Genomic DNA, 23,961 nt, shown 5'->3' on the forward strand with positions numbered 1-23,961 from the left:
ATGGCGAAATCTCATCCGAAGTGGCGTAAAGCCAAAAAAATCCTCACCTGGGTCTTCTTTATTGCGGTGGCGGTACTGCTGGTCATTTACGCGCGGAATGTTGACTGGGAGGAAGTCTGGAAAGTTATCCGCAACTATAACCATACGGCGCTGCTCGCCGCGCTGGGGTTGGTGGTTGTCAGCTATCTGGTTTACGGCTGCTACGATCTGCTCGGGCGCTTCTACTGCGGCCATAAGCTGGCGAAGCGCCAGGTGATGCTGGTGTCGTTTATCTGCTACGCCTTTAACCTGACGCTCAGTACCTGGGTGGGCGGCATCGGGATGCGTTACCGGCTCTACTCCCGGCTGGGGCTGCCCAGCGCCACCATCACGCGCATCTTTTCCCTGAGCATTACCACCAACTGGCTGGGCTATGTGCTGCTGGGCGGGGTGATTTTCAGCATCGGCGTGGTGGAACTGCCGTCGCACTGGTATATCGAAGACGGCACCCTGCGCATTATTGGCGCGGTATTACTGGTGCTGAGCGCGGTGTACCTGTGGGCCTGCGCTTTCGCTAAACGCCGTCATATCACCATTAAAGGCCAGAAACTGGTGCTGCCCGGCTGGCGTTTCGCGTTGATGCAAATGGGTGTCTCCAGCCTGAACTGGATGGCGATGGGCGCGATTATCTGGATCCTGCTCGGCCAGGACGTGAATTACTTCTTCGTGCTGGGCGTGCTGCTGGTAAGCAGTATCGCCGGGGCAATCGTCCATATCCCGGCGGGAATTGGCGTGCTGGAAGCGGTATTTATCGCGCTGCTGGCGGGCGAACACACCAGCCAGGGGAAAATCATCGCTGCCCTGCTGGCCTATCGCGTGCTCTATTTCTTTATCCCGCTGCTGCTGGCGCTAATTTGCTATGTGCTGCTGGAAAGCCGGGCCAAGAAATTACGTGCCAAAAATGAGCGGAAAATGGGGACCAGTTGACACAATAAGCGAATAAAAAAAACCGCATCAGGCGAGCGCCGATGCGGTTTTTTATTGAGTTAACGGCGGTTGCCGAAGATACGCAACAGCATCAGGAACAGGTTAATAAAGTCCAGATACAGCGTCAGTGCGCCAAGGATCGAGTACTTACGCAGATTATCCCTGTTCGATACATCGATCTGCTGGCCAATGTTTTTCAGCTTCTGGGTGTCATACGCCGTCAGCCCGACAAACACGATCACACCGATGTACGTGACCACCCACATCAGCGCTTCACTCTTCAGCCAGAAGTTAACCAGCGAGGCGATAATAATCCCGATTAGCGCCATAAACAGCATGTTGCCGAAGCCGCTGAGGTCGCGTTTGGTGGTGTAACCGTACAGGCTCATCACGCCGAACATCCCGCCTGCCACCACGAAAGTGCTGGCAATGGAGCTGGAGGTGTAAACCAGGAAAATACTCGCCATGGTCAGGCCGGTGAGCGCCGAATAGAGCATAAATAGCGTGGTCGCCAGCGCGCCGCTCATTTTATGCACTAACCCCGACAGGATAAATACCAGCGCGAGCTGGGCGATGATCAAGCCAAAAAAGGTGATTTGGCTTTGAAACACAAACATCATCACCGCCGGGGTGTTGGCGGCGTACCAGGCGATAAACGCGGTGAGTAACAGACCGCAGGTCATCCAGCCATATACCTGCGCCATATAGGCTTGTAGACCGCTACGAGTCTGTTGAACGATGGTTTGTTCGGGACGTTCAAATCTATCCATGATGCCTCCTTTACGCTAAGGACAAAAATTACCTTAGATAAAGGGTAACAGATCCTGGAAATAACGTCTTACCAGCGCTGCGCCGCCTGATGGTCGCTGTCGCGGGATTCCACCCAGCGGTCGCCTTCCGGCGTGGCTTCGCGCTTCCAGAACGGCGCGCGCGTTTTCAGATAATCCATAATAAATTGCGCCGCCTCAAAGGCCTGGCTGCGATGCGCGCCCGTGACGCCGACAAAAACAATTTCATCGCCGGGCCACAGTTCGCCGATGCGATGGACAACCGACACGCGCTGTAGCGGCCAGCGTTCACGGGCTTCTGCGACGATTTCCGCCAGCGCTTTTTCCGTCATGCCGGGGTAGTGCTCAAGGGTCAGCGCGCTCACGCTGTCACCCAGATTGTGATTGCGCACTTTGCCGGTAAAAGTCACTACCGCGCCATCTTCATCGCAGGCCGCCAGCCACTGGTATTCTTCGCCGACGTTGAAACCCTCGTGACCTACGCGAATTTTAGTTTCCTGCATCTCAGCCTCCGGTGACCGGTGGGAAAAAGGCCACTTCATCGCCTTCGCTGAGCGGATGATCAAACGCCACCAGCGTCTGATTCACCGCCGCCAGCAGTTTGCCGGACTCGAGCGCCAACTCCCAGCGACCTCCCCGGCTTTCGAGATGCTGACGCAGGGATTCCACCGTCGGGAAGTCTGCTGCGATTTCCAGCCGGTCGCAACCCACCAGTTCACGCACCTGGGCGAAAAACAGAACGTTAATCATGACTCCTCCACGCTGAAATCGCCGGATTTGCCGCCGCTTTTCGCCAGCAGCCGCACCGGGCCAATCACCATATCTTTTTGCACCGCTTTGCACATATCGTAAATGGTCAACGCCGCCACCGATGCCGCCGTCAGCGCCTCCATCTCTACCCCGGTTTTGCCGCTCAGACGGCACACCGCTTCAATGCGCACCCGGTTGTGTTCCGGTTCCGCGTCGAGTTGCACTTCCACTTTGCTGAGCAGCAGCGGATGGCACAGCGGGATCAGCTCCCAGGTGCGTTTCGCGGCCTGAATGCCGGCGATACGCGCCGTAGCGAACACATCGCCTTTATGATGGCTGCCGTCGACGATCATAGCGAGGGTGTCGGCACGCATGGTGACAAAGGCTTCAGCGCGCGCTTCCCGCACGGTTTCCGCTTTGGCGCTGACGTCCACCATATGGGCTTCGCCTGCGGCGTTAAGATGAGTGAGTTGCGACATGATTATTTCTTCAAATGGGGGTGGAAGTTGCACGGGCGGTTACGGGCATCCAGTTGACCGGAGATGATATGCTCCCAGGCGGTCTGGCAGGCGCGCGTCGAGCCCGGCATCGCGAAAATCAAGGTGCGGTTGGCAATCCCCGCCACCGCGCGGGACTGCATCATGGCGGTGCCAATCTCTTCGAAGGAGAGCATACGGAACAGTTCGCCATAGCCTTCCACTTCGCGATCGAACAGCGGCAGCAGCGCTTCCGGCACCTGGTCGCCGTCGGTAAAACCGGTACCGCCGTTAATCAGCACCACCTGTACGTTGTCATCGGCAATCCAGGCGGAGACCTGGGCGCGAATGGCGTAGCGGTTCTCTCTGACAATCGCTTTAGCAACGATGTGATGCCCGGCGTCATGCGCCGCATCGCGTAAATAGTGGCCCGAGGTGTCGTCCTCTTCGCCGCGACGACTGGAAACGGTAAGAATAGCGATACGCGTCGCAATAAATTCTGCGCTCACCTGGCTCATAGTGTTCTCCTGAGGACCGGCTTAACCGCCGATGTATGACAGATTCTGGGTGATCCCGGTATTTCCCTGATGCAGGAAATGCGTCTGTTTTTTATGATGCAGCGCCTCGGCGATACGCGCTTCCAGCGCCGCTTGCTGTGTATCTTCCGCCAGCAAATCGCGCAGATCCACGCCGCCTTCGCCAAACAGGCACAGGTGCAGTTTGCCCAGCGAAGAGACCCGCAGCCGGTTGCAACTGGCGCAGAAATCTTTCTCATAGGGCATGATTAGGCCGATTTCGCCCGCATAATCCGGGTGGCAGAACACCTGGGCCGGGCCGTCGCTGCGCTGGCGGAGCTGGTGGATCCAGCCACGCTTTAACAGTTCATCACGCAGCGTCATGCCGGAGATATGGTGTTTTTTGAACAGATCGCTGCCTTCGCCGGTTTCCATCAGCTCAATAAAGCGTAACTGGATGGGACGCGGCTGGATCCAGTCCAGGAAGGTGTCGAGCTGATGATGATTGACGTCGCGCATCAGCACGGTATTCACTTTAACTTTACTGAAACCGGCGTCAAAGGCGGCGTCGATACCGTCCATTACCTGATGGAATTTGTCCTGGCCGGTAATCGCGTGAAACTGGCGGGCGTCGAGGCTGTCGACGCTGACGTTAATCGCCGTTAACCCGGCATCGCGCCAGGCAGCGACGTCGCGCGCCAGACGATAGCCGTTAGTGGTCACGGCAATCTGGCGAATATTTTCGTTTTCGCGGATAGCGGCGATGATGTCAGTAAAGTCGCGACGCAACGACGGCTCGCCGCCGGTCAGGCGCACTTTTTCGGTGCCCATGTTGGCGAATGCGCGCGCCACCCGGCGAATTTCTTCGACGCTCAGAAAGCTTTTATTGGTGTGCCCGGCAGGCTTGTAGCCATCCGGCAGGCAGTAGGTGCAACGGAAGTTACACACATCGGTAATCGACAAACGTAAGTAAAAAAACTTACGCGCGAAGGCATCGGTAAGTTGAGAGACCATGTACACCTTTCCAGATACGGGAGATGCAGGCATTTCTTTCTGCACCCTGGTGACGTTCGTCACGGCCAAATTGCCATATCATCGACGTAGGCAAAGAGGCTTGAGTGTATGCTTCATATGATGAAGCGGGTTACTGGCATAGTAGCGTGGATTAAACGCGCCTGCCATGTTCAATTTCGCTGTATAAAATTGTATATAACGATGTTATTCTGCGATTTGGTTACAGAATACGTAAAACTCGCGGTTTTGTTTTGACATGCATCATTTTAATCCGCAAGGTTCGTCTTTTTTATGGATTGAGCTAACGTATTGCTTATCAACAGAATGAAGGAACATCTATGCGTAATCGCACCTTAGCGGATTTAGACCGGGTGGTGGCGCTCGGCGGCGGGCATGGTTTAGGACGCGTGATGTCCTCGCTCTCCTCCCTGGGCTCACGCCTGACCGGTATCGTGACCACGACCGATAACGGGGGATCGACGGGCCGTATTCGCCGCTCCGAAGGGGGGATCGCCTGGGGTGATATGCGCAACTGTTTAAATCAGTTAATAACCGAACCCAGCGTCGCTTCTGCGATGTTTGAGTACCGTTTTGGCGGTAATGGCGAATTATCCGGCCATAACCTCGGAAACCTGATGTTAAAGGCACTGGATCACTTAAGCGTCAGGCCCTTAGAGGCCATTAATTTAATAAGAAACCTGCTGAAAGTGGACGCGTTTTTAATTCCGATGTCTGAGCAACCGGTAGATTTAATGGCGACAGACGCCGACGGGCACGATGTGTATGGCGAAGTGAATATCGATCAGTTGCGCGAGCCGCCCCAGCAGTTATCGCTCTACCCCACCGCGCCAGCGACCCGCGAGGCGCTACAGGCGATTGGCGAAGCGGATTTGATCCTGATGGGGCCGGGAAGTTTTTATACCAGTTTGATGCCGCTACTGCTGTTGCCGGATCTCGCCCAGGCCCTGAGACGTACCCCCGCGCCGGTAGTCTATATCGGCAATTTAGGCCGCGAGCTGAGCGTCCCTGCGGCGCAGCTGTCGATCCCGGAAAAACTGGCCATTATGGAGCGCTATGTGGGTAAACCGCTGGTGGATGCCGTGGTGGTTGGCCCGAAGGTCGATGTTTCCGGGCTGGCAGACAAGGTGATTATTCAGGAGCCGCTGGAAGCAGAAGACATCCCTTACCGCCACGACAGACATTTGCTGCGGGCGGCACTGGATAAAGTGGTTCAGAAGATGGGGTAAATCGGGCTGTCAGGAGGCGGCGATAAACAGTTCGCGCAGCTGGTGCAGCTGATCGCGGATGGCCGCCGCTTCTTCGAACTCCAGATTTTGCGCATGTTGCAGCATCTGCGCCTCCAGTTGATGGATTTTCTGCTGAAGCGCTTTTGGCGTCAGCGCCAGTTCTGCCGCTTCCACCTCGGCGGCGCTGCGCGTTTTACCACGCCCTTTGGTGCGGGTTTTGGCGATACCGCTGCCCAGCGACAGAATATCCACCACCTTCTTGTTCAGCCCCTGCGGCACAATGCCGTGCTCTTCGTTATAGCGTTGCTGCTTCTCGCGACGACGTTCAGTCTCGCCAATGGCTTTGGCCATGGACGGGGTGATTTTATCGCCGTAGAGGATCGCCATCCCGTTGACGTTACGCGCCGCGCGGCCAATGGTCTGGATAAGCGACCGCTCGGAACGCAGGAAGCCCTCTTTATCGGCATCCAGAATCGCCACCAGCGAGACTTCCGGCATATCCAGGCCTTCGCGCAGTAAGTTAATGCCCACCAGCACGTCAAACTCGCCCAGACGCAGGTCGCGGATAATTTCCATACGCTCCACGGTGTCGATATCCGAGTGCAGATAGCGCACCTTCTCGCCATGCTCTTCAAGATATTCGGTGAGATCTTCCGCCATGCGTTTGGTCAGGGTAGTCACCAGCACGCGCTCGTTGATGGCGGCGCGCTTGCGGATTTCTGACAGCAGATCGTCCACCTGAGTCGCCACCGGGCGCACTTCGATAACCGGATCGAGCAACCCGGTCGGGCGCACCACCTGGTCAATAATCTCGTTACCGGATTTCTCCAGTTCGTAGTTGCCCGGCGTGGCCGATACGTAAATGGTCTGCGGGGCCAACGCTTCGAACTCTTCAAATTTCATCGGGCGGTTGTCCAGCGCCGACGGCAGACGGAAGCCGTACTCCACCAGGGTTTCTTTACGCGCCCGGTCACCGCGGTACATCCCGCCGATTTGCGGGATAGTCACGTGGGATTCGTCGACCACCAGCAGCCCGTCGGCCGGCAGATAGTCAAACAGGGTCGGCGGCGCTTCGCCCGGCCCACGCCCGGACAGATAGCGCGAGTAGTTTTCAATGCCCGAGCAGTAGCCCAGCTCGTTCATCATCTCTAAATCGAACTGGGTGCGCTGGGTCAGGCGCTGTTCTTCCAGCAGCTTGTTATTCGCCAGCAGCACCTTACGGCGATCCGCCAGTTCCACTTTGATCTCTTCCATCGCCTGCACGATGCGCTCGCGCGGCGTGACATAGTGGGTTTTCGGATAGATAGTAAAGCGTGGGATCACCCCTTCCACCTGGCCGGTGAGCGGGTCAAACAGCGATAACCGCTCCACTTCCTCATCGAACAGCTCCACGCGCAGCGCCACGTCATCCGATTCCGCCGGGAAGATGTCGATCACTTCGCCGCGCACCCGGAAGGTGCCGCGCTGGAACGCCTGATCGTTGCGGGTGTACTGCAACTCCGCCAGGCGGCGCAGAATGGCGCGTTGGTCGATGATCATGCCGTTAGTGAGGTGCAGCATCATCTTGAGATACAGGTCCGGGTCGCCCAGACCGTAGATGGCCGATACCGACGCCACCACCACCACGTCCCGGCGCTCCAACAGCGCTTTGGTGGCGGATAAACGCATCTGCTCAATGTGTTCGTTCACCGAGGCGTCTTTCTCAATGAAAGTATCTGAGCTCGGCACGTAGGCTTCGGGCTGGTAATAATCGTAGTAAGAGACGAAATACTCCACGGCGTTATCCGGGAAGAACTCTTTCATCTCGCCATACAGCTGCGCCGCCAGGGTTTTGTTAGGTGCCAGCACCATGGTTGGGCGCTGCAAATCGGCAATCACGTTCGCCACGGTGAACGTTTTCCCCGAGCCGGTTACCCCAAGCAGTGTTTGATGGGCCAGGCCATCCTCAAGCCCCTCTTTCAGACGGCGGATCGCCTCTGGCTGGTCACCGGAGGGCGTAAAGGCGGAATTGAGTTTGAAGGGTTTGCTCATGGGATACCTGACGCGTTGCGAGGGGAATGGATAATTTTACTCCCTCGCGGTCAATTTGCCAACGCAAAAGACTGGATAAAAAAACAGTATCGAACAGACTTGAATTAAGACAAATATTTAGCCGTCGCCAGCCGCTGAAAAAGGGCAAACCACGCATTCCACTGGCTATATGGGGTTATCCCCAAACGAACCGGTTTTTTAACATTTGTCAAGCGAGGTAATGAAAGTTTTATGGCAGGTGATGACACTTTTTTGACAACCATTGATTTTATCTAATCTATTGGAAAATAAGCTAAATTTTTAGCAGCCGCCTTTCGCGTCAATTCAGGCGCAACCCGCGTATTCTCTCGCTTCCCACCAGTTTTCTAACTCTAATGCACAAGGTTATCCACAGGAATAGTGGATAAGTGGTTGCAGCCCTGAAGCCCCGCCGCCCAGGCGAAACCCCGTTTTTTGCGCGCCGCCGGGGTAAAAAAATTTTTATTGCTAATTTTGGTGGTGTTTTGCCAAACCTGGCATGCAGGCCAAAGTCGTTGCGCAACCGCACCGTTCGGCAGCGCCCCGCTGCACCAGCGGGTAATGTTAAAGCACTGTTAAAGTGCAGCACTAGCTTGCGCTATCGCCGGTAAAAGCGGGAATACGCTGAAAGTGTGAGTTTATTCTTAATTTTCTGTCTCCTGGCAAATCTCCAACCACACTGGCAGAGGAATTGCAGCATCACCCAACCCGCCGCGGTATAACCCAGGAGCGTTTATGTTGAGTTTGCATTCAGTGAATCAGTTTTATGGTGAACGCCATGTTTTATGGAATGTAGATCTGGAGATGCTGCCGGGAGAGTGCATTTGCATTACCGGCGCGCAGGGGATGGGTAAAACCACGCTGTTAAACTGCATTACTGGGCATCTGCCGGTACAGAGCGGCACTATCGTCTGGCGCCATGGCGGGCTTGCGCCGCAGCAGTTGAACGACGCCAGCGCCGATATGCGCGCGGCGCTGGGTATCGGCTACGTGCCGCATGACCGGCGGATTTTTTCCGGCCTGACGGTGGAGGAAAACCTGCAAATCGCCCTGCGCGCCGCCGGGGACACCCAGGGCGCTATCCCGGAATCGACCTTTACGCTGTTTCCCGAGCTTTATCCCCTGCGCCACACGCGCGGCGCGGCGTTGAGCGATGAAAATCAGCAGCGGCTGGCGCTGGCGAATGCGCTGGTGATCCAACCAAGGTTGCTGATTCTGGATGAGCCGACGCGCGGCAACAGCGCCGGGTTTATTCACAAGCTGGGTGACGTGCTACTGCGGTTGAACCGCGATTTTGGTCTGTCGATATTGATGGTGGAGCAGCGGATGTCCTTTATCCGCCGCGTCGCCGAGCGCTTCTGTCTGTTGCATAAGGGCAGAAGCGTGGCCCAGGGCAGCGTGGCGCAGCTCGATAACCCACGCCTGCTGCCCTTGCTTCACTGCTAATCCAGCAGGGAGATATCCAGAAAACGGCCCGTATCCTGAGCAAACGGGTCGTTGAGCCATGGGATTTCCCCCAGCATCGGCGCGGGGATGCGCGCCTGTAGCGAGGCTAAATAGTCCTGATGACGCGCGCCGGGCGGCGTAACGTCATTGGCGATCCAGCCCGCCAGCCGCAGCCCGGCGGCTTGCACCGCCGCCGCGGTCAGCATGGCGTGGTTGATGCAGCCCAGCTTGACGCCCACCACCAGGATCACCGGCAACTGCGCTTCTCTTACCCAATCGGCAAAGGTCCAGGTTTCACTGAGCGGGGTAAACCAGCCGCCCGCGCCCTCCACCTGCACCCAGTCGGATTTCGTTTCTAATGCCGCCAGTCCCTGCGACATCACGGCGCGTTCAATGGCGATACCGCTAGTACGGCTCACCAGATGCGGCGACGTGGGTTCTTCAAATACATAGGGGTTCACTTCGTGATATCCCAGCGCCAGTGAACTGTTGCGCTGGAGCGCCAGTGCGTCGCTGTTGCGCACGCCCTCAGGGGTGATTTCGCTGCCGGAAGCGACGGGCTTATATCCGGCAGTGCGGTAGCCCGCGCGTGTTGCCGCCTGCAATAACGCGCAGCTGGCGACGGTTTTGCCCACTTCGGTGTCGGTTCCGGTGACGAACCAGCGTTTACTCACGGATAAATACTCCACAAAAAAGTTGATAGGTCAGCGGAAAGCGTCCGCCCTGTTGCGGCCAGGCCAGCGCCAGCTGCTGTAACTGGCTACGGGTCAACACCCGGTTCTCGCGCCCGTGATGCAGATGGGTCGCGCCAATGCCCTTCAACGACTGCATGGCGCTGAGCGGATCGGCGAAATGCAGCGTCAGCGGGCTTTGCTGCCAGTGCAGCGGGTACGGCGCGCAGGCTTCCAGCACCGTTTCGACGGGCATAAACGTATTGGCGTGACAGGCGTTATCCACGCCGCGCCACGCCTGATGCAGCTCGTCGAGCGATCCGGCCACCAGCGTGCTAAAGGCGATGCGTCCGCCGGGACGCGTCACGCGCCACAGCTCGCGAATTCCACCGCACAGATCGCTGCACCACTGCACCGCCAGGTTGCTCCAGGCTAAATCGACGCTGCCCGCTGTCAACGGCAGGTTTTCAATATCGCCCTGTAAATAACGCTGCGCCGCCTGATTGGCCTCGGCGGCGCTCAGCATCGCGTCGGAAAGATCCAGCGCCGTCACGTAACTCCCCTGCTGCTGCCAGTAACGGCTGAAATGGCCGGTGCCACAGCCCGCATCAAGCACCCGGTCAAACGAGGTTTTATCCAACAGGCGCAACAGCCGCTCGCCGCTTTCGCGCTGAAACGCGGCGTGCTTGTCATAGTGCGCGGCGGCGCGGCCAAAGGCGGCGGCAACCGCAGTTTTATTCACGGGTGATGTCATGGAGCGCCTCCAGCAGTGCGTCGATATCCGCGTCGTCATGGGCCGCCGTCAGGGTAATACGCAAGCGGGCGCTGCCCGCCGGCACCGTCGGCGGACGGATGGCGGTCACCCACAGCCCACGTTCGCGCAGGCTGGCGGCCAGTTGCAGGGTACGTTGATTGTCTCCGACGATAATCGGCTGAATGGCGGTTTGAGACGCCGCTAACTGGAGCGGGATCGCGGCCATCTGGCGACGAAAACGCGCGATATGGCGTTGAAGCGTGGCGCGTTGTTGATCCGCCTGCTGGATCACCGCAACGGCGGTTTGCAGCGCGTGCGCCTGGGCGGGCGGCATGGCGGTGCTGTAAATCAGGTGCCGGGCAAACTGCACCAGATAATCCGCCAGATCGTCGCTGCACAGCACCGCCGCGCCGCTCAGACCAAAGGCTTTGCCGAAAGTCACCACCAGGATATCCGGTTTGACGTTGGCCGCCGCGCAACTGCCGCGCCCGCCCTCGCCCACCACGCCGATGCCGTGGGCGTCATCCACCATCAGCAGCGCATTGCGCTTCACCGTCGCGATCTCAGCCAGCGGCGCGCGGTCGCCATCCATACTGAATACGCCTTCCGTGATTGCCAGTTGCTGGCCGCTAAGGGGTTTGCTCAGCAGGGCTTGTAGCGACTCAACGTCGTTATGGTGAAAGCGGCGCAGGGTAGCCGGGCTTAAGCTCGCGGCCTCCAGCAGCGAAGCGTGGCTTAGCCTGTCGGCGACGATGCGGTCCTCTTTTTGCATTAACGCGCTGATTACCGCCTGGTTCGCCGAAAATCCGGAGATAAACAGCAGCGCGCGCGGATAGCCCAGCCACGCCGCCAGGGTCTGTTCCAGCTGATGATGCGCCTGATGGAAACCGGTCACATGCCCGGAGCCGCCGCTGCCCACGCCGTAGCGCTGTGCGCCCTGCTGCCAGGCCTCGACGATAGCCGGATGGCAGCTTAATCCCAGATAGTCGTTACCGGAAAAATTACGGTAGCGCCGGCCCTGGTGGATAAACCCCGTGGCATCGCTTTCCCCGACGATCCGGGTACGCAAGGCGTCTGCCGCCCGGCGTTCGTTAAGGGCGGTAGTGATGCGCTGTTGCCAGCTCATACCGCCGCCGCGTTATAGTAATCGTCGGTATCCGGCGTCTGGAGCTGCGCTTCCAGCCGCTGTTGCTGCTCGTTATCCCCCAACAGCACCGCCGTTTGCTCCGGGTTGATGCCCAGTTTGCGGAACAGTTGCAGGTCTTTGTCCTCTTCCGGGTTCGGCGTGGTCAACAATTTGCAGCCATAGAAAATCGAGTTGGCGCCTGCCATAAAGCACATTGCCTGGGTCTGCTCGTTCATCTGCTCACGCCCGGCGGAAAGGCGCACAAACGAGGTCGGCATCATGATGCGCGCCACCGCGATGGTGCGGATAAAATCAAAGGCGTCGACATCGTCGTTATCCGCCAGCGGCGTGCCTTTGACCTTCACCAGCATGTTGATGGGCACGCTCTCCGGTGGCGTCGGCAGGTTAGCCAGTTGCAGCAACAACCCGGCGCGATCGGTGACGGTTTCACCCAGCCCGACGATGCCCCCGGAACAGACTTTGATCCCGGCGTCGCGCACTTTATCCAGGGTGTCGAGCCGCTCCTGATAGCTGCGGGTGGTGATGATGTTGCCGTAGAATTCCGGCGAGGTATCGAGGTTGTGGTTGTAGTAGTCCAGCCCCGCCGAGGCCAGGCGTTGGGCCTGCGTATCCGACAGCGTACCCAGCGTCATACAGGCTTCCAGGCCCATAGATTTGACGCCCTGTACCATCTGCTCCAGATACGGCATATCGCGCTCATGAGGGTTTTTCCAGGCCGCGCCCATGCAAAAACGGGTCGAACCCGCAGCTTTGGCTTTGCGCGCCGAATCCAGCACCTGCTCCACTTCCATTAGTTTTTCGGCTTCCAGGCCGGTTTTGTAGCGCGAGCTTTGCGGGCAATATTTACAGTCTTCCGGGCAGGCCCCGGTCTTGATCGACAGCAGCGTACTGACCTGCACCTGGCGCGGATCGAAGTGCTGACGGTGGACAGTCTGCGCCTCAAACAGCAGATCGAGGAGCGGTTTTTCAAACAGTGCAGTGACTTGCGACAGTGTCCAGCGTGGGGAATCAGCCATCTTGCTTCTCCAAAAGGGTGTTGCTTCTTATCGGTTCGGTTTATACTTGTAAACCTAGTTCTTTTTAAAATGGTTTACAAGTCATGATAACGCAACAGGACATTGCCTTCGACCAACAGCATATTTGGCATCCGTATACCTCGATGACCCAGCCGCTGCCGGTGTATCCGGTAGTGCGGGCCGAGGGATGTGAGCTGGAGCTGGCGAGCGGCGAGCGGCTTGTGGACGGCATGTCATCCTGGTGGGCGGCTATCCATGGCTATAATCATCCGCGCCTGAACGCGGCGATGAAAAACCAGATTGACCAGATGTCCCACGTGATGTTTGGTGGCATCACCCACCCTTCCGCCATTGCGCTGTGCCGCAAACTGGTAGAGATGACGCCTGCCGCGCTGGAGTGCGTCTTCCTGGCGGACTCCGGTTCGGTGGCGGTGGAAGTGGCGATGAAAATGGCGTTGCAGTACTGGCACGCCAGGGGCGAATCGCGTCAGCGTTTCCTGACCTTCCGCCACGGCTATCATGGCGACACGTTTGGCGCGATGTCGGTGTGCGATCCGGATAATTCAATGCACAGTTTGTGGAAAGGTTACCTGCCGGAAAACCTGTTCGCGCCGGCACCGGCCAGCCGTTTCGGCGGGGAATTCGACGAGCGGGATATCGCGCCGTTCGCCCGGCTAATGGCGGCCCATCGCCATGAGATCGCCGCCATTATTCTTGAGCCGATCGTCCAGGGCGCGGGCGGGATGCGCTTTTACCATCCGGAATGGCTGCGGCGCATCCGCAAGATGTGCGATCGTGAAGGTATCCTGCTGATTGCCGATGAAATTGCCACCGGCTTTGGCCGCAGCGGCAAGCTCTTCGCCTGCGAGCATGCGGGCATCACGCCGGATATTTTATGTCTCGGTAAGGCCATTACCGGCGGCACCATGACGCTTTCCGCCACCCTGGCCACACGCCACGTCGCGAATACGGTCAGTGACGGCGCAGCGGGCTGCTTTATGCACGGCCCAACGTTTATGGGCAACCCGCTGGCCTGCGCGGTAGCCGCGGAAAGCCTGGCGATCCTGGAAACCGGCGCATGGCGCGAGCAGGTGGCCGCAATTGAAAAACAGCTAAACGCCGAACTGGCCCCGTGCCGGGAATCGCCACAAGTGGCGGATGTGCGGGTGCTGGGCGCGATTGGCGTGGTAGAAACCCGCTCCCCGGTCGATATGGCGCGGCTCCAGAAGTTCTTTGTCGAGCACGGAGTGTGGATCAGACCATTTGGTCGGCTGATTTACCTGATGCCGCCGTATGTGATATCCCCGGAACAGTTAAGCCGGTTAACCGCCACCGTGGTTAAAGCCGTTAACGACCCGACGCTGTTTCGCTAATTTAAGGGCGAATGCACTATACCCGTCATACTTCAAGTTACAGGTACGCTGGCTGCGCTCACTCACCCCAGTCACGTACTTATGTACGCTCCTGGGGATTCCCTCCCTTGCCGCGTGACTCAGCCTTCGGCTTCGCCCCTTCGGGGCCAGCGCAAGCGCTGTTCAAAGCCCTTTAGGCTTTGTCCTGTAACTCGAATTATTTAGGGTATACACTTCGTGAAGTGAAATTCATTCAAAACCGCTTAAGGAGCCCCTATGAAATTATTCAGTCGGGACATAACGGACGGCGAAAAGCTCCCGCTCCGCCATGTGTTTAACGGCATGGGATACGAAGGCGATAATATCTCCCCGCATCTCGCCTGGGACGAGGTGCCGCCAGGCACCAAAAGTTTTGTCGTGACCTGCTACGATCCCGACGCGCCGACCGGTTCCGGCTGGTGGCACTGGGTGGTGGCCAACTTACCGGCGGATACCAGTGTGCTGCCGCAGGGGTCCGGTTCAGGCCAGGCAGCGTTACCGGAAGGCGCGGTACAGACCCGTACTGATTTCGGCAAAACGGGCTACGGCGGCGCGGCCCCGCCGAAGGGCGAATCCCACCGCTATATCTTTACCGTGTATGCGCTGGATGTGGAGCGTATCGAAGTGGACGAAGAGGCCAGCGGCGCGATGGTGGGCTTTAACGTGCATTTCCACAGCCTGGGCAGCGCCTCGCTGACGGCGATTTACGTGTAGTGAAACGCTTATTCGCCGCGGATAAAGCAGGATATTTCATTATAAAACCGGTTACCTTAAGCGTGACCGGCATTTATCTTAAAATTACATTGTGGAGCGTTCGCTCCACACGTCTATATATTAAATGGATTGACTAATAGACTCGTGGCAAAGCAAAATCGAGTTTTATCCCAAAATTAAAGGATTGATAAAGGATACGGTGGAAGAATTAAATGGAACTTATTTTTACAAAGGAATTTGTAATATTTCTGCGAGTGAATTATTTTTTTAGATATTACTTGATGAAATAGGCGATCAGACGGGCGGGATTGGTGATTTAGGAACAGTGGCGCTGATTCTTTTGGGTCAACCAACCCAAGGGACCAGACAAAAATTTCATACTGCTACCGTCGGAACGTCAGTAGCATCAATTTACGCCAGACGTTACTTAGACGTAGAACTTCCTTTTCGTTTGCCAACCTTTACTAACAAAAGCCTGACCTACCTCAAACCAATGTGGGTTAATAATCTTGGTAAATTTGTTGGGCGTGCTGTTCCGGTTATTGGCTGGGTGCTGCTTGCCAATGATGTCGCAATTATTACTTATAAAGCGACAACGACTTACAACCGGATTGCCAGAGGCAATGAGAGGATATGGTAAAAGATGAGGAAGTATTGGCTTTTTTTAGGCATGAGTTACCTTTAATGACAACATTATCCCTCAAACCCATTCCTGTCGAAATGGACACGCCTTTACAGGCTTATGCGGAAAGTGATGACATAAGTTATGCTATAGAAAAATATGGCGAAATATTTGGGGTTGATGTATCAAGTTTAGATATGGCTCATTATTACCCATGGAAAGTTGAATGGTTTTTTCGTAAATGGTTTACAACTAAACCACTCGTACAAACGAAGAAACCACTGACAGTGAGGATGTTTGCTGAGTCAGCGAAGGCGGGAAAGTGGTTATTTGACTAAACACATGAAGTATTCAACCTTCCTTCTCCCCAGTATTGTTGGTGAGCTAAGTTTTTTCGCTTCACAAAATACGATATTTAATAAAAAGTACACATCCGGCTCATCTCTTGCAATATCGTAATGAATACAGGATTTAGATTTCGGCAATAAACACCCCAGAATGATAAGTAACGAAATGAAAATCCGTAACCCCAGAGGATTACGGATTTTCTACATGACAAAATCAATAGCCAGACCTTTCGCTGCCGTCAGCTTTACAGGAAATCAGGCAGTAACGCCGCCAGCCGCCGCTGGCTGAGCAAAGATATTGCCGCTTCGATATCCGGCGCGAAGTAGCGATCCTGGGCGTAGTACGTCACTTTATCGCGCAAAATATGGCGCGCTTTCTCCAGAATCGGACTGGATTTCAGCCCCTCACGCAAATCAATCCCCTGGCAGGCCGCCAGCCACTCTACCGCTAACACGCCGCGGGTGTTGCTGGCCATTTCCCATAACCGGCGTCCTGCGGCGGGAGCCATAGAGACATGATCCTCCTGGTTGGCCGAGGTCGGCAGGCTGTCCACGCTTGACGGGTGCGCCAGCGCTTTGTTTTCACTGGCTAATGCCGCTGCGGTTACCTGGGCGATCATAAATCCGGAGTTCACTCCGCCGTTTTTCACCAGGAACGGCGGCAGCTGCGACATATGTTTATCCATCATTAGCGCGATGCGCCGTTCGGACAGCGCGCCGATTTCCGCCAGCGCCAGCGCCAGGTTATCGGCCGCCATCGCCACCGGTTCGGCGTGGAAATTGCCGCCGGAAATCACTTCCTGTTCCTCGGCAAAGACTAGCGGGTTATCGGATACTGCGTTGGCTTCCACCAGCAATACTTCCGCCGCCTGGCGCATTTGGGTCAGACACGCCCCCATCACCTGCGGCTGGCAGCGCAGCGAGTACGGGTCCTGCACTTTTTCACAGTTGTGATGGGACTGGGAGATCTCACTGTCGTCGGTGAGCACGTGACGGAACAGCGCCGCGCTGTCGATTTGCCCTTTCTGGCCGCGCACCGCGTGAATCCTGGCATCAAACGGACGGCGTGAACCAAGCACCGCTTCGGTGGTTAACGCCCCGCTGACCACCGCAGAAGCAAACAGATCTTCTGCCTCAAACAGACCGCGCAGCGCGAATGCGGTGGACGCCTGCGTGCCGTTGAGCAGCGCCAGCCCCTCTTTCGCCGCCAGAGTGATCGGCGTTAGCCCGGCTTTGGACAGCGCCTCGACGGCAGGCAGCCACTCGCCGTTGTAGCGCGCCTGCCCTTCGCCCAGCAGCGTCAGGGACATATGCGCCAGCGGGGCCAGGTCGCCGCTGGCGCCTACTGAGCCTTTCGCCGGGATACGCGGGTAAACTTCCGCATTCACCAGCGCCTGGAGCGCCTGAATCACCTCCAGCCGGATGCCGGAATAGCCGCGCGCCAGGCTGTTGATTTTCAGTACCATAATCAACCGTACCAGCGCGTCGTCCAGCGCCTCGCCCACGCCCGCCGCATGGGACAGCACCAGCGAGCGCTGGAGATTTTCCAGATCCTCGCTGGCGATGCGCGTCGAGGCCAGCAAGCCAAAACCGGTGTTGATGCCATAGGCGGTGCGGCCTTCGGCGAGGATATCGTTAACGCACTGCACGCTGCGGTTGATGTCGTCAAACGCGCCGTCATCCAGCTCCAGCTTAACGGGCGCGCTGTAGATCTGGCGCAGATCCGCCAGGCTCAATTGGCCCGGCGTCAGTCGAAGGGTACGCATTATTTTTTCTCCTGGGTTGCCGCAACCATCGGTAAATTCAGCCCTTGCTCCACCGCACAGTCGATTGCGCTTTGGTAGCCCGCATCGGCATGACGCATCACGCCGGTAGCCGGGTCGTTGTGCAGGACGCGAGCGATACGCTGAGCGGCTTCGTCAGTGCCGTCGCAGACGATCACCATGCCCGCGTGTTGTGAAAAGCCCATGCCCACGCCGCCGCCGTGATGCAGCGATACCCAGGTCGCGCCGCTGGCGGTGTTCAACAGGGCGTTGAGCAGCGGCCAGTCGGAGACCGCGTCGGAACCGTCGCGCATGGCTTCGGTTTCCCGGTTCGGGCTGGCAACCGAGCCGGAGTCCAGATGGTCGCGGCCAATCACAATCGGCGCGCTGACTTCGCCGCTGCGCACCATTTCGTTAAACGCCAGGCCGAGTTTTTGCCGCCACTCCAGCCCGACCCAGCAGATGCGCGCCGGTAAGCCCTGGAAGCTGATGCGCTCGCGAGCCATGTCCAGCCAGCGGTGCAGGTGCACATCATCGGTAATCAGTTCCTTTACTTTGGCGTCGGTTTTATAGATATCTTCCGGGTCGCCGGACAGCGCGACCCAGCGGAACGGGCCGATGCCGCGGCAGAACAGCGGGCGAATAAACGCCGGAACGAAGCCCGGGAAATCAAAAGCGTTTTCCACCCCACTCTCTTTGGCCATCTGGCGCAGGTTATTGCCGTAATCAAACGTCGGCACCCCCCTCTGATGGAACGCCAGCATGGCCTGCACATGCTGGGCCATGGAGTGTTTCGCCGCCGCGATCACACGCTCCGGTTCCTGTGTACCGGCCTGTTGATATTCTTCCCAGCTCCAGCCCGCAGGCAGATAGCCACGCAGCGGATCATGGGCGCTGGTCTGGTCGGTGACCATATCCGGGCGCACGCCGCGTTCCACCAGCTGCGGCAAAATTTCCGCCGCGTTGCCGCACAGGGCGATGGAGACCGCTTTGCCCGCTTCTGTATAGCGTTTGATGCGCGCCAGGGCGTCGTCCAGCGAGTCGGCCTGTTCATCCACATAGCGGGTGCGCAGGCGGAAATCGATACGGCTTTGCTGGCACTCAATGGTCAGCGAACAGGCCCCTGCCAGGGTCGCGGCCAGCGGCTGCGCGCCGCCCATACCGCCCAGCCCGGCGGTTAACACCCAGCGGCCCTGTAAATTACCGTTGTAATGCTGGCGACCGGCTTCAACAAAGGTTTCATAAGTGCCCTGCACGATGCCCTGGCTGCCGATGTAGATCCAACTCCCGGCGGTCATCTGCCCGTACATCGCCAGGCCTTTGGCGTCGAGTTCGTTAAAATGCTCCCAGGAGGCCCAACGCGGCACCAGGTTGGAGTTGGCAATCAGCACGCGCGGGGCGTTACTGTGGGTGGTAAAAACCCCTACCGGCTTGCCGGACTGCACCAGCAGGGTCTGATCGTCTTCCAGCGCTTTTAACGCCTTGATGATGGCGTCATAGCACTCCCAGTTACGCGCCGCACGACCAATACCGCCATACACCACCAGCGCGTGAGGATTTTCCGCAACGTCAGGGTCGAGGTTGTTCATCAACATGCGCAGCGGGGCTTCGGTTAGCCAGCTTTTGGCATTCAACGTGGTGCCTCGGGGGGCGCGAATGTCACCTTCGCGGTATTTATCGTGCTGCATGACCAGCTCCTTGAACAGGGGTAACAGAATATAGAGGACTATACTTGTATAGACATTTAAAAAATTTAGCCGTACTGGCGTGATGACCCTGTGCAGGTCATCACATAATTAACAAAATAGTTACATCATCAGGACATGAATCGCCCTTGCAGGCGGTAGCGGGAACCGGGAAACAGCAGCCGCGCATGGGAGACAATATGATTGACCGACCAGGTGCGGCGGCGGATCAGCAGGCACGGCTCGTCAACGTCGATACTGAGCCAGTCGCGCTCCTGCGGGCTCGCGCGCACCGCCTCAACGATATGCTCGCCTTCGGTTAGCGGCGCGGCCTGCGACAGATAAGCATGGGGCGTGGTGAGGGTGAAATCCTGCGCCAGATAGTCCGGGGCCGCGTGGGTATTCACTACCCGATCCTCAATTTGCACCGGTATGTCGTTTTCGTAATGGACCAGCAGCGAGTGAAACACCGGCGTGCCTTCCGCAAGCCCCAGCGCCGCGGCCTGGCGGGCATCGGCGTTAATCCGCTCCAGAAGCAATACGTCGCTGCGGTGGCGGTGATTACGCGCGGCAATTTCATCGGCAATGCTGCGAATTTCAAACAGCGCTGACTGGCCCTTGGGCTCGGCGACGAAGGTCCCCACCCCCTGCAAACGCACCAGCAGCCCTTCATCGGTAAGCTCACGTAGCGCCCGGTTGATGGTCATGCGGCTAAAACCGAACTGCTGCACCAGCTCCGCTTCGGAAGGAATGCGGTCGTGCGGTTTCCAGATACCGGCGTGAATATTGCCGCTGATGGCCTGTTTTACTTTTTCGTAAAACGGCACCGGTTCCTGCGTCGCCAGACGGGGTTGAGATGAAAACATAGTGAGTCAGCGTTCCTTATGCATGATTTTCTGCATCAGACCAGTTATGGACGATTTGCCACGCCAGCCGCGCCGCCACTTTGGCGCCAAGGCCATCGCGGTCAAATTCCGGGTTAAATTCGACCAGGTCAACGGCCTGAAGTTTTGGGCTACGGCACAGCGGTTCCAGCAGCGTCAACAGTGTGTCCAGCGGGACGCCAAGGCCAGCGGGTGCCGATACCGCCGGCATCTGCCAGCCCGGCAGCGCGTCCAGATCAATAGTTAAATAAATTTTATCCGCCCACGCCAACAGCGCGGCAATCTGCGCCGCTGCGCCGGTTTGTTCCGGGCGCTGGCAGTCGGTATCCCAGATAATGTTGACATTAAGCCGGGCGGCTTCGTCCAGCAGCGCCTGGGTATTGGCGGCGGGATTAACGCCAATGCAGGTGTAATTGAATTCACGCCCCTGCTGTTCGCAGTGCAGCGCCAGCTGGCGGAACGGCGTACCGGAAGTGGCCTGAGCGGCGCGGCGTAAATCGAGATGGGCGTCGATATTGATAATGGCGATGCGCGCATCGGGCCAGGCGTCGAGCACGCCGCGCCCGTGCCCGAAGGCGGTTTCATGACCGCCGCCAAACACCAGGGTGCGCATTCCGGCCTGCTGGCACTGTTTTACCGCATCGCTCAGCGCATCCTGCGCGGCTTCCAGCGCCTCCGGCTCGGCGTGAATATTTCCTAAGTCCACCAGACGGTCGTGGCCGCGATGGCTGGCCATATTCGCCAGCACGCTGCGTAACGCGTCCGGCCCCTTGTGCGCGCCGGGTCGACCATGATTGCGCTTCACGCCTTCATCACAGGCAAAGCCCAGCAGCGCGATGCCGTCAGCTTGAGGGGCAAACGCCGTGCGGTGTTGGATGGTCTGAAACACGCGCAACGCATTGTCGGCTTCCGCCAAATCGTTGCGCCCCTGCCATAACGCGGCGTTTGCCGATTGCCAGAGTGTCACAGGGTTTTCCCCTCTAAAAATTGAGCCTCGCCGCGATAAACCCGGCAATGGAGCGGATTGCGGCAGGGTTCGTAGACCATTTCCACCGGCTGTTCGGCATCCCAGACGATAAAGTCGGCCACAAACCCGGCAGCAAGCTGCCCGTGCGTATGCTGCTTCCCTAACGCCCGCGCGGCGTGGCGCGTCACGCCTGCCCAAGCCTCTTGCGGCGTCAGGCCAAACTGGACGCAAGCCATATTCATCGCCAGATGCAGGCTGGCGAACGGGCTGGTGCCGGGGTTGATATCGGTGGCGATCGCCATCGGCACATTATGCTGGCGCAGCAGTTCCACCGGCGGGCGCTGGGTTTCACGCAGGAAATAGAACGCGCCGGGCAGCAGCACCGCGACGCTGCCAGCCTGTTGAAGCGCCATTACGCCCCGCTCATCGAGATATTCAATATGATCGGCGGACAGGCCGTGGTATTTCCCCACCAGCGCCGAACCGCCCTGATTAGAAAGCTGTTCAACGTGGCCTTTCACCGGGATGCCCAGCGCCTGCGCGGCGGCAAACACCCGTTCGGTCTGCGCCACGCTGAAGCCAACGTTTTCACAAAACACATCTACGGCGTCGAACAATTTTTGCTCCCATAGCGCGGGCAATATCGTTTCACAGACGTAGTCGATATAGCCGTCGGGATCGCCTTTATACTCCGGCGGCGTGGCGTGGGCCGCCAACAGGGTTGCGCAGATCTCGACCGGATTGGTTGCCGCCAGCTGTTGCGCCACCCGCAGCATTTTCTCTTCACCGTCCAGATTTAGCCCATATCCCGATTTCACTTCAATCGTCGTCACCCCTTCACGCATCAACGCGTTCAACCGCTGCTGCGCCGTTTGCTGCAACTGTTCGGCAGACGCGGCGCGAGTGGCTTTGACGGTGGCATTAATTCCACCGCCCTGGGCGCTGATTTGCTGGTAGGAAACGCCGTTCAGCCGCTGTTCCCACTCGGCGGCGCGGTTGCCGCCGTAAACCAGATGGGTATGGCAATCAATCAGTCCCGGCGTCACCAGACGTCCTTGCAGGTCGATAATTTCACAGGCGGGGTGCGGATGCGCGGGCGTTACGGCCAGGATCGTGCCTTGGCGGACGATAAGATCGTGATGTTCCAGCAGCCCATAGGGCGTATCAATAGCCGGGTTGAGCGTGGCAAGACGCCCGTTGCGCCAGATAACATCACCGGGAAGCAGGGTTGTGATCATGATGTTCGCTTGTCATGGGTTGTCTATACATTTATTGGTAACCTGCTGGACTTGTCAACCTGCCTGCCATTCACAGTTCACGAAAGCACGGATAAAATTAACTTTTTAGCGCTTTAGCTTCCCGTTTTGATCAAGTTAGGTTAAAAAAGCAGGCTATTTACGCACTCATCCTTTTTGACACAGCAAGGAGCATCCCTTGAACAGATTTTCGGTTTCCCGTCTGGCGCTGGCTTTTGCCGTTGGCGTGACACTGACCGCTTGTAGCTCAACGCCGCCGGACCAACGTCCGTCCGAGCAGGCAGCGCCAGGCACCGCATCGCGCCCGATCCTGTCGGCTAACGAAGCGCAGAACTTTGTCGCGGCACGCTATTTCTCTGAAATGGACCCGAACGCGGCTCCGTGGTCACCGGCGAAAATCGCCATTCCCGCCCAGCCTAACTTCGTGGTTGGCCCGGCAGGCACCGCAGGCGTGACCCATACCTCGATTCAGGCGGCGGTGGATGCGGCGATTATCAAGCACACCAGCACCCGTCAGTACATTGCGATTATGCCCGGCACCTATGAAGGCACGGTGTATATTCCTGCGGCGTCCGGCAGCGTGACGCTGTACGGCCTGGGTGAAAACCCGGCGGACGTGATAATCGGCGCGGCGCTGGATTCTGAAATGGATCGCTCGGCCTGGCGTCATACGGTTAACCCGTCAGGTAAATATATGCCGGGCAAACCGGCCTGGTATATGTTCGATAACTGCCAGAATCGCCGCGAGGCCACGGTCGGCGTGATGTGTTCCGCCGTGGTGTGGTCCCAGAACAACGGGCTGCAACTGCATAATCTAACCATCGAAAACAATCTGGGCGACAGCGTGGATGCCGGTAATCACCAGGCGGTGGCGCTGCGTAGCGATGGCGACAAAGTACAGATCGATAAAGTGAATATTCTGGGCCGTCAGAACACCTTCTTGGTGACTAACAGCGATCTGCAAAACCGTTTCGTGAACAACCGTCAGACCCGCACCCTGGTGACCAACAGCTATGTGGAAGGCGACGTGGATCTGGTTGCCGGTCGCGGCGCGGTGGTGTTCGATAACACCGAGTTCCGGGTGGTGAATTCCCGTACCCAGCAGGAAGGCTACGTATTTGCCCCAGCCACTCAGCCGAACATCTGGTACGGCTTCCTGGCGACCAACAGCCGCTTCGTGGCGAGCGGCGACGGCGTGGCGCAGTTGGGCCGCGCGTGGGATATCGAAGCGACTGAAAATGGCTATACCGCTAACCAGACCTCAAACGGACAGGTCGTTATCCGCGATAGCGTGATTAACGAAGGCTTTAACAAAGCCAAACCCTGGGGCGATGCGCTGGGTTCCAAACGTCCGTTCGCGGGCAATACCGGCACCATGGCGGATGACAAACTGCAGCGCGAGTTGAACGACAACAACTTCAACCGCATGTGGGAGTTCAACAACCGTGGCCTGGGTAGCCAGGTGGTTGCCGAGCCGAAACAGTAATAAAAAA

Annotated in this window: 23 protein-coding genes, 1 pseudogene and 1 riboswitch; of the genes and pseudogenes, 8 read left to right on the forward strand and 16 right to left on the reverse strand. The window is 57.8% G+C overall.

The genetic code is table 11. The features are described from left to right. Entirely contained in the window at positions 1-966 is a 966-nt protein-coding gene (locus FHW74_RS13080; RefSeq protein WP_183170858.1) for a YbhN family protein, read from the forward strand. A 59-nt stretch (positions 967-1,025) separates the two neighbouring features. On the opposite strand, the gene FHW74_RS13085 is transcribed toward FHW74_RS13080, so the two are convergent. The 6 genes from FHW74_RS13085 to moaA all read right to left on the reverse strand — a co-directional run bounded on the left by FHW74_RS13085 (position 1,026) and on the right by moaA (position 4,509). After that, positions 1,026-1,736, reverse strand: a complete 711-nt coding sequence (locus tag FHW74_RS13085; protein ID WP_183170859.1) for a Bax inhibitor-1/YccA family protein — start codon at positions 1,734-1,736, stop codon at positions 1,026-1,028. A gap of 68 nt (positions 1,737-1,804) precedes the next feature. Further along, entirely contained in the window at positions 1,805-2,257 is a 453-nt protein-coding gene (moaE, locus tag FHW74_RS13090; protein ID WP_183170860.1) for a molybdopterin synthase catalytic subunit MoaE, read from the reverse strand. 1 nt (position 2,258) lies between these two features. After that, positions 2,259-2,504, reverse strand: a complete 246-nt coding sequence (moaD, locus tag FHW74_RS13095; RefSeq protein ID WP_183170861.1) for a molybdopterin synthase sulfur carrier subunit — start codon at positions 2,502-2,504, stop codon at positions 2,259-2,261. Further along, positions 2,501-2,983 carry a cyclic pyranopterin monophosphate synthase MoaC gene (moaC, locus tag FHW74_RS13100; protein ID WP_183170862.1) on the reverse strand — a complete coding sequence of 161 codons (483 nt, stop codon included), beginning with the start codon at positions 2,981-2,983 and terminating at the stop codon, positions 2,501-2,503. The genes moaD and moaC overlap by 4 nt, the downstream gene beginning before the upstream one ends. Before the next feature lie 2 nt (positions 2,984-2,985). Further along, the gene (gene moaB, locus FHW74_RS13105; RefSeq protein WP_183170863.1) at positions 2,986-3,498 is read right to left on the reverse strand and encodes a molybdenum cofactor biosynthesis protein B; all 513 of its coding nucleotides are present in this window, start codon (positions 3,496-3,498) and stop codon (positions 2,986-2,988) included. 21 nt (positions 3,499-3,519) lie between these two features. Continuing rightward, entirely contained in the window at positions 3,520-4,509 is a 990-nt protein-coding gene (gene moaA, locus FHW74_RS13110) for a GTP 3',8-cyclase MoaA (RefSeq protein WP_183170864.1), read from the reverse strand. Then, positions 4,497-4,628, reverse strand: a riboswitch (molybdenum cofactor riboswitch). (Overlaps the previous gene by 13 nt.) Positions 4,629-4,847: 219 nt before the next feature. On the opposite strand from moaA, the gene yvcK reads away from it, so the two are divergent. After that, positions 4,848-5,756: a uridine diphosphate-N-acetylglucosamine-binding protein YvcK gene (gene yvcK / locus FHW74_RS13115; protein WP_183170865.1), complete on the forward strand. Its 909-nt coding sequence runs from the start codon at positions 4,848-4,850 to the stop codon at positions 5,754-5,756. A gap of 9 nt (positions 5,757-5,765) precedes the next feature. On the opposite strand, the gene uvrB is transcribed toward yvcK, so the two are convergent. After that, a complete protein-coding gene (gene uvrB, locus FHW74_RS13120; RefSeq protein WP_183170866.1) occupies positions 5,766-7,787 on the reverse strand; it encodes an excinuclease ABC subunit UvrB in 2,022 nt (673 codons plus the stop codon). A 753-nt stretch (positions 7,788-8,540) separates the two neighbouring features. Between uvrB and FHW74_RS13125 the strand changes: the two genes are divergently transcribed. Then, positions 8,541-9,251 carry an ABC transporter ATP-binding protein gene (locus FHW74_RS13125; protein ID WP_183170867.1) on the forward strand — a complete coding sequence of 237 codons (711 nt, stop codon included), beginning with the start codon at positions 8,541-8,543 and terminating at the stop codon, positions 9,249-9,251. Here the strand turns inward: FHW74_RS13125 and bioD are convergent. From bioD to bioB, 4 genes are read right to left on the reverse strand one after another with little or no spacing between them, the layout of a single operon-like run. Beyond that, entirely contained in the window at positions 9,248-9,925 is a 678-nt protein-coding gene (gene bioD / locus FHW74_RS13130; RefSeq protein ID WP_183170868.1) for a dethiobiotin synthase, read from the reverse strand. The two genes, FHW74_RS13125 and bioD, sit on opposite strands and share 4 nt — an antisense overlap. Continuing rightward, entirely contained in the window at positions 9,918-10,676 is a 759-nt protein-coding gene (bioC, locus tag FHW74_RS13135) for a malonyl-ACP O-methyltransferase BioC (RefSeq protein ID WP_183170869.1), read from the reverse strand. The genes bioD and bioC overlap by 8 nt, the downstream gene beginning before the upstream one ends. Beyond that, entirely contained in the window at positions 10,657-11,802 is a 1,146-nt protein-coding gene (gene bioF, locus FHW74_RS13140) for an 8-amino-7-oxononanoate synthase (RefSeq protein WP_183170870.1), read from the reverse strand. Before bioF ends, bioC begins: the two co-directional genes overlap by 20 nt. After that, a complete protein-coding gene (gene bioB / locus FHW74_RS13145; protein ID WP_183170871.1) occupies positions 11,799-12,839 on the reverse strand; it encodes a biotin synthase BioB in 1,041 nt (346 codons plus the stop codon). Before bioB ends, bioF begins: the two co-directional genes overlap by 4 nt. An 83-nt stretch (positions 12,840-12,922) precedes the next feature. Here bioB and bioA point away from each other — a divergent pair, with 83 nt between their 5' ends. The 4 genes and pseudogenes from bioA to FHW74_RS13165 all read left to right on the forward strand — a co-directional run bounded on the left by bioA (position 12,923) and on the right by FHW74_RS13165 (position 15,904). Then, entirely contained in the window at positions 12,923-14,212 is a 1,290-nt protein-coding gene (gene bioA, locus FHW74_RS13150) for an adenosylmethionine--8-amino-7-oxononanoate transaminase (RefSeq protein WP_183170872.1), read from the forward strand. 255 nt (positions 14,213-14,467) lie between these two features. Then, positions 14,468-14,944: a kinase inhibitor gene (locus FHW74_RS13155; protein WP_183170873.1), complete on the forward strand. Its 477-nt coding sequence runs from the start codon at positions 14,468-14,470 to the stop codon at positions 14,942-14,944. Positions 14,945-15,131: 187 nt separating this feature from the next. After that, positions 15,132-15,584: pseudogene (locus FHW74_RS13160) on the forward strand (STM2901 family protein). Next, positions 15,578-15,904, forward strand: coding sequence for a DUF1493 family protein (locus FHW74_RS13165; RefSeq protein WP_183170874.1), 327 nt, complete (start codon positions 15,578-15,580; stop codon positions 15,902-15,904). Before FHW74_RS13160 ends, FHW74_RS13165 begins: the two are co-directional and overlap by 7 nt. A gap of 254 nt (positions 15,905-16,158) precedes the next feature. Here FHW74_RS13165 and hutH read toward each other — a convergent pair whose 3' ends face one another. The 5 genes from hutH to hutI all read right to left on the reverse strand — a co-directional run bounded on the left by hutH (position 16,159) and on the right by hutI (position 22,450). Further along, positions 16,159-17,679, reverse strand: coding sequence for a histidine ammonia-lyase (gene hutH, locus FHW74_RS13170; RefSeq protein WP_183170875.1), 1,521 nt, complete (start codon positions 17,677-17,679; stop codon positions 16,159-16,161). Then, positions 17,679-19,364, reverse strand: coding sequence for a urocanate hydratase (gene hutU / locus FHW74_RS13175; protein ID WP_183170876.1), 1,686 nt, complete (start codon positions 19,362-19,364; stop codon positions 17,679-17,681). Before hutU ends, hutH begins: the two co-directional genes overlap by 1 nt. Positions 19,365-19,492: 128 nt before the next feature. Then, positions 19,493-20,227, reverse strand: coding sequence for a histidine utilization repressor (locus FHW74_RS13180; RefSeq protein WP_183170877.1), 735 nt, complete (start codon positions 20,225-20,227; stop codon positions 19,493-19,495). A 16-nt stretch (positions 20,228-20,243) separates the two neighbouring features. Then, positions 20,244-21,212, reverse strand: a complete 969-nt coding sequence (gene hutG / locus FHW74_RS13185; protein ID WP_183170878.1) for a formimidoylglutamase — start codon at positions 21,210-21,212, stop codon at positions 20,244-20,246. Continuing rightward, positions 21,209-22,450 carry an imidazolonepropionase gene (gene hutI / locus FHW74_RS13190; protein ID WP_183170879.1) on the reverse strand — a complete coding sequence of 414 codons (1,242 nt, stop codon included), beginning with the start codon at positions 22,448-22,450 and terminating at the stop codon, positions 21,209-21,211. The genes hutG and hutI overlap by 4 nt, the downstream gene beginning before the upstream one ends. A gap of 196 nt (positions 22,451-22,646) precedes the next feature. Between hutI and FHW74_RS13195 the strand changes: the two genes are divergently transcribed. Next, a complete protein-coding gene (locus tag FHW74_RS13195; RefSeq protein ID WP_183170880.1) occupies positions 22,647-23,954 on the forward strand; it encodes a putative acyl-CoA thioester hydrolase in 1,308 nt (435 codons plus the stop codon). Positions 23,955-23,961: the final 7 nt, after the last annotated feature.

Origin of the sequence: Atlantibacter sp. RC6 (genome assembly GCF_014193285.1) — a bacterium.
Classification (GTDB): Bacteria; Pseudomonadota; Gammaproteobacteria; order Enterobacterales; family Enterobacteriaceae; genus Atlantibacter.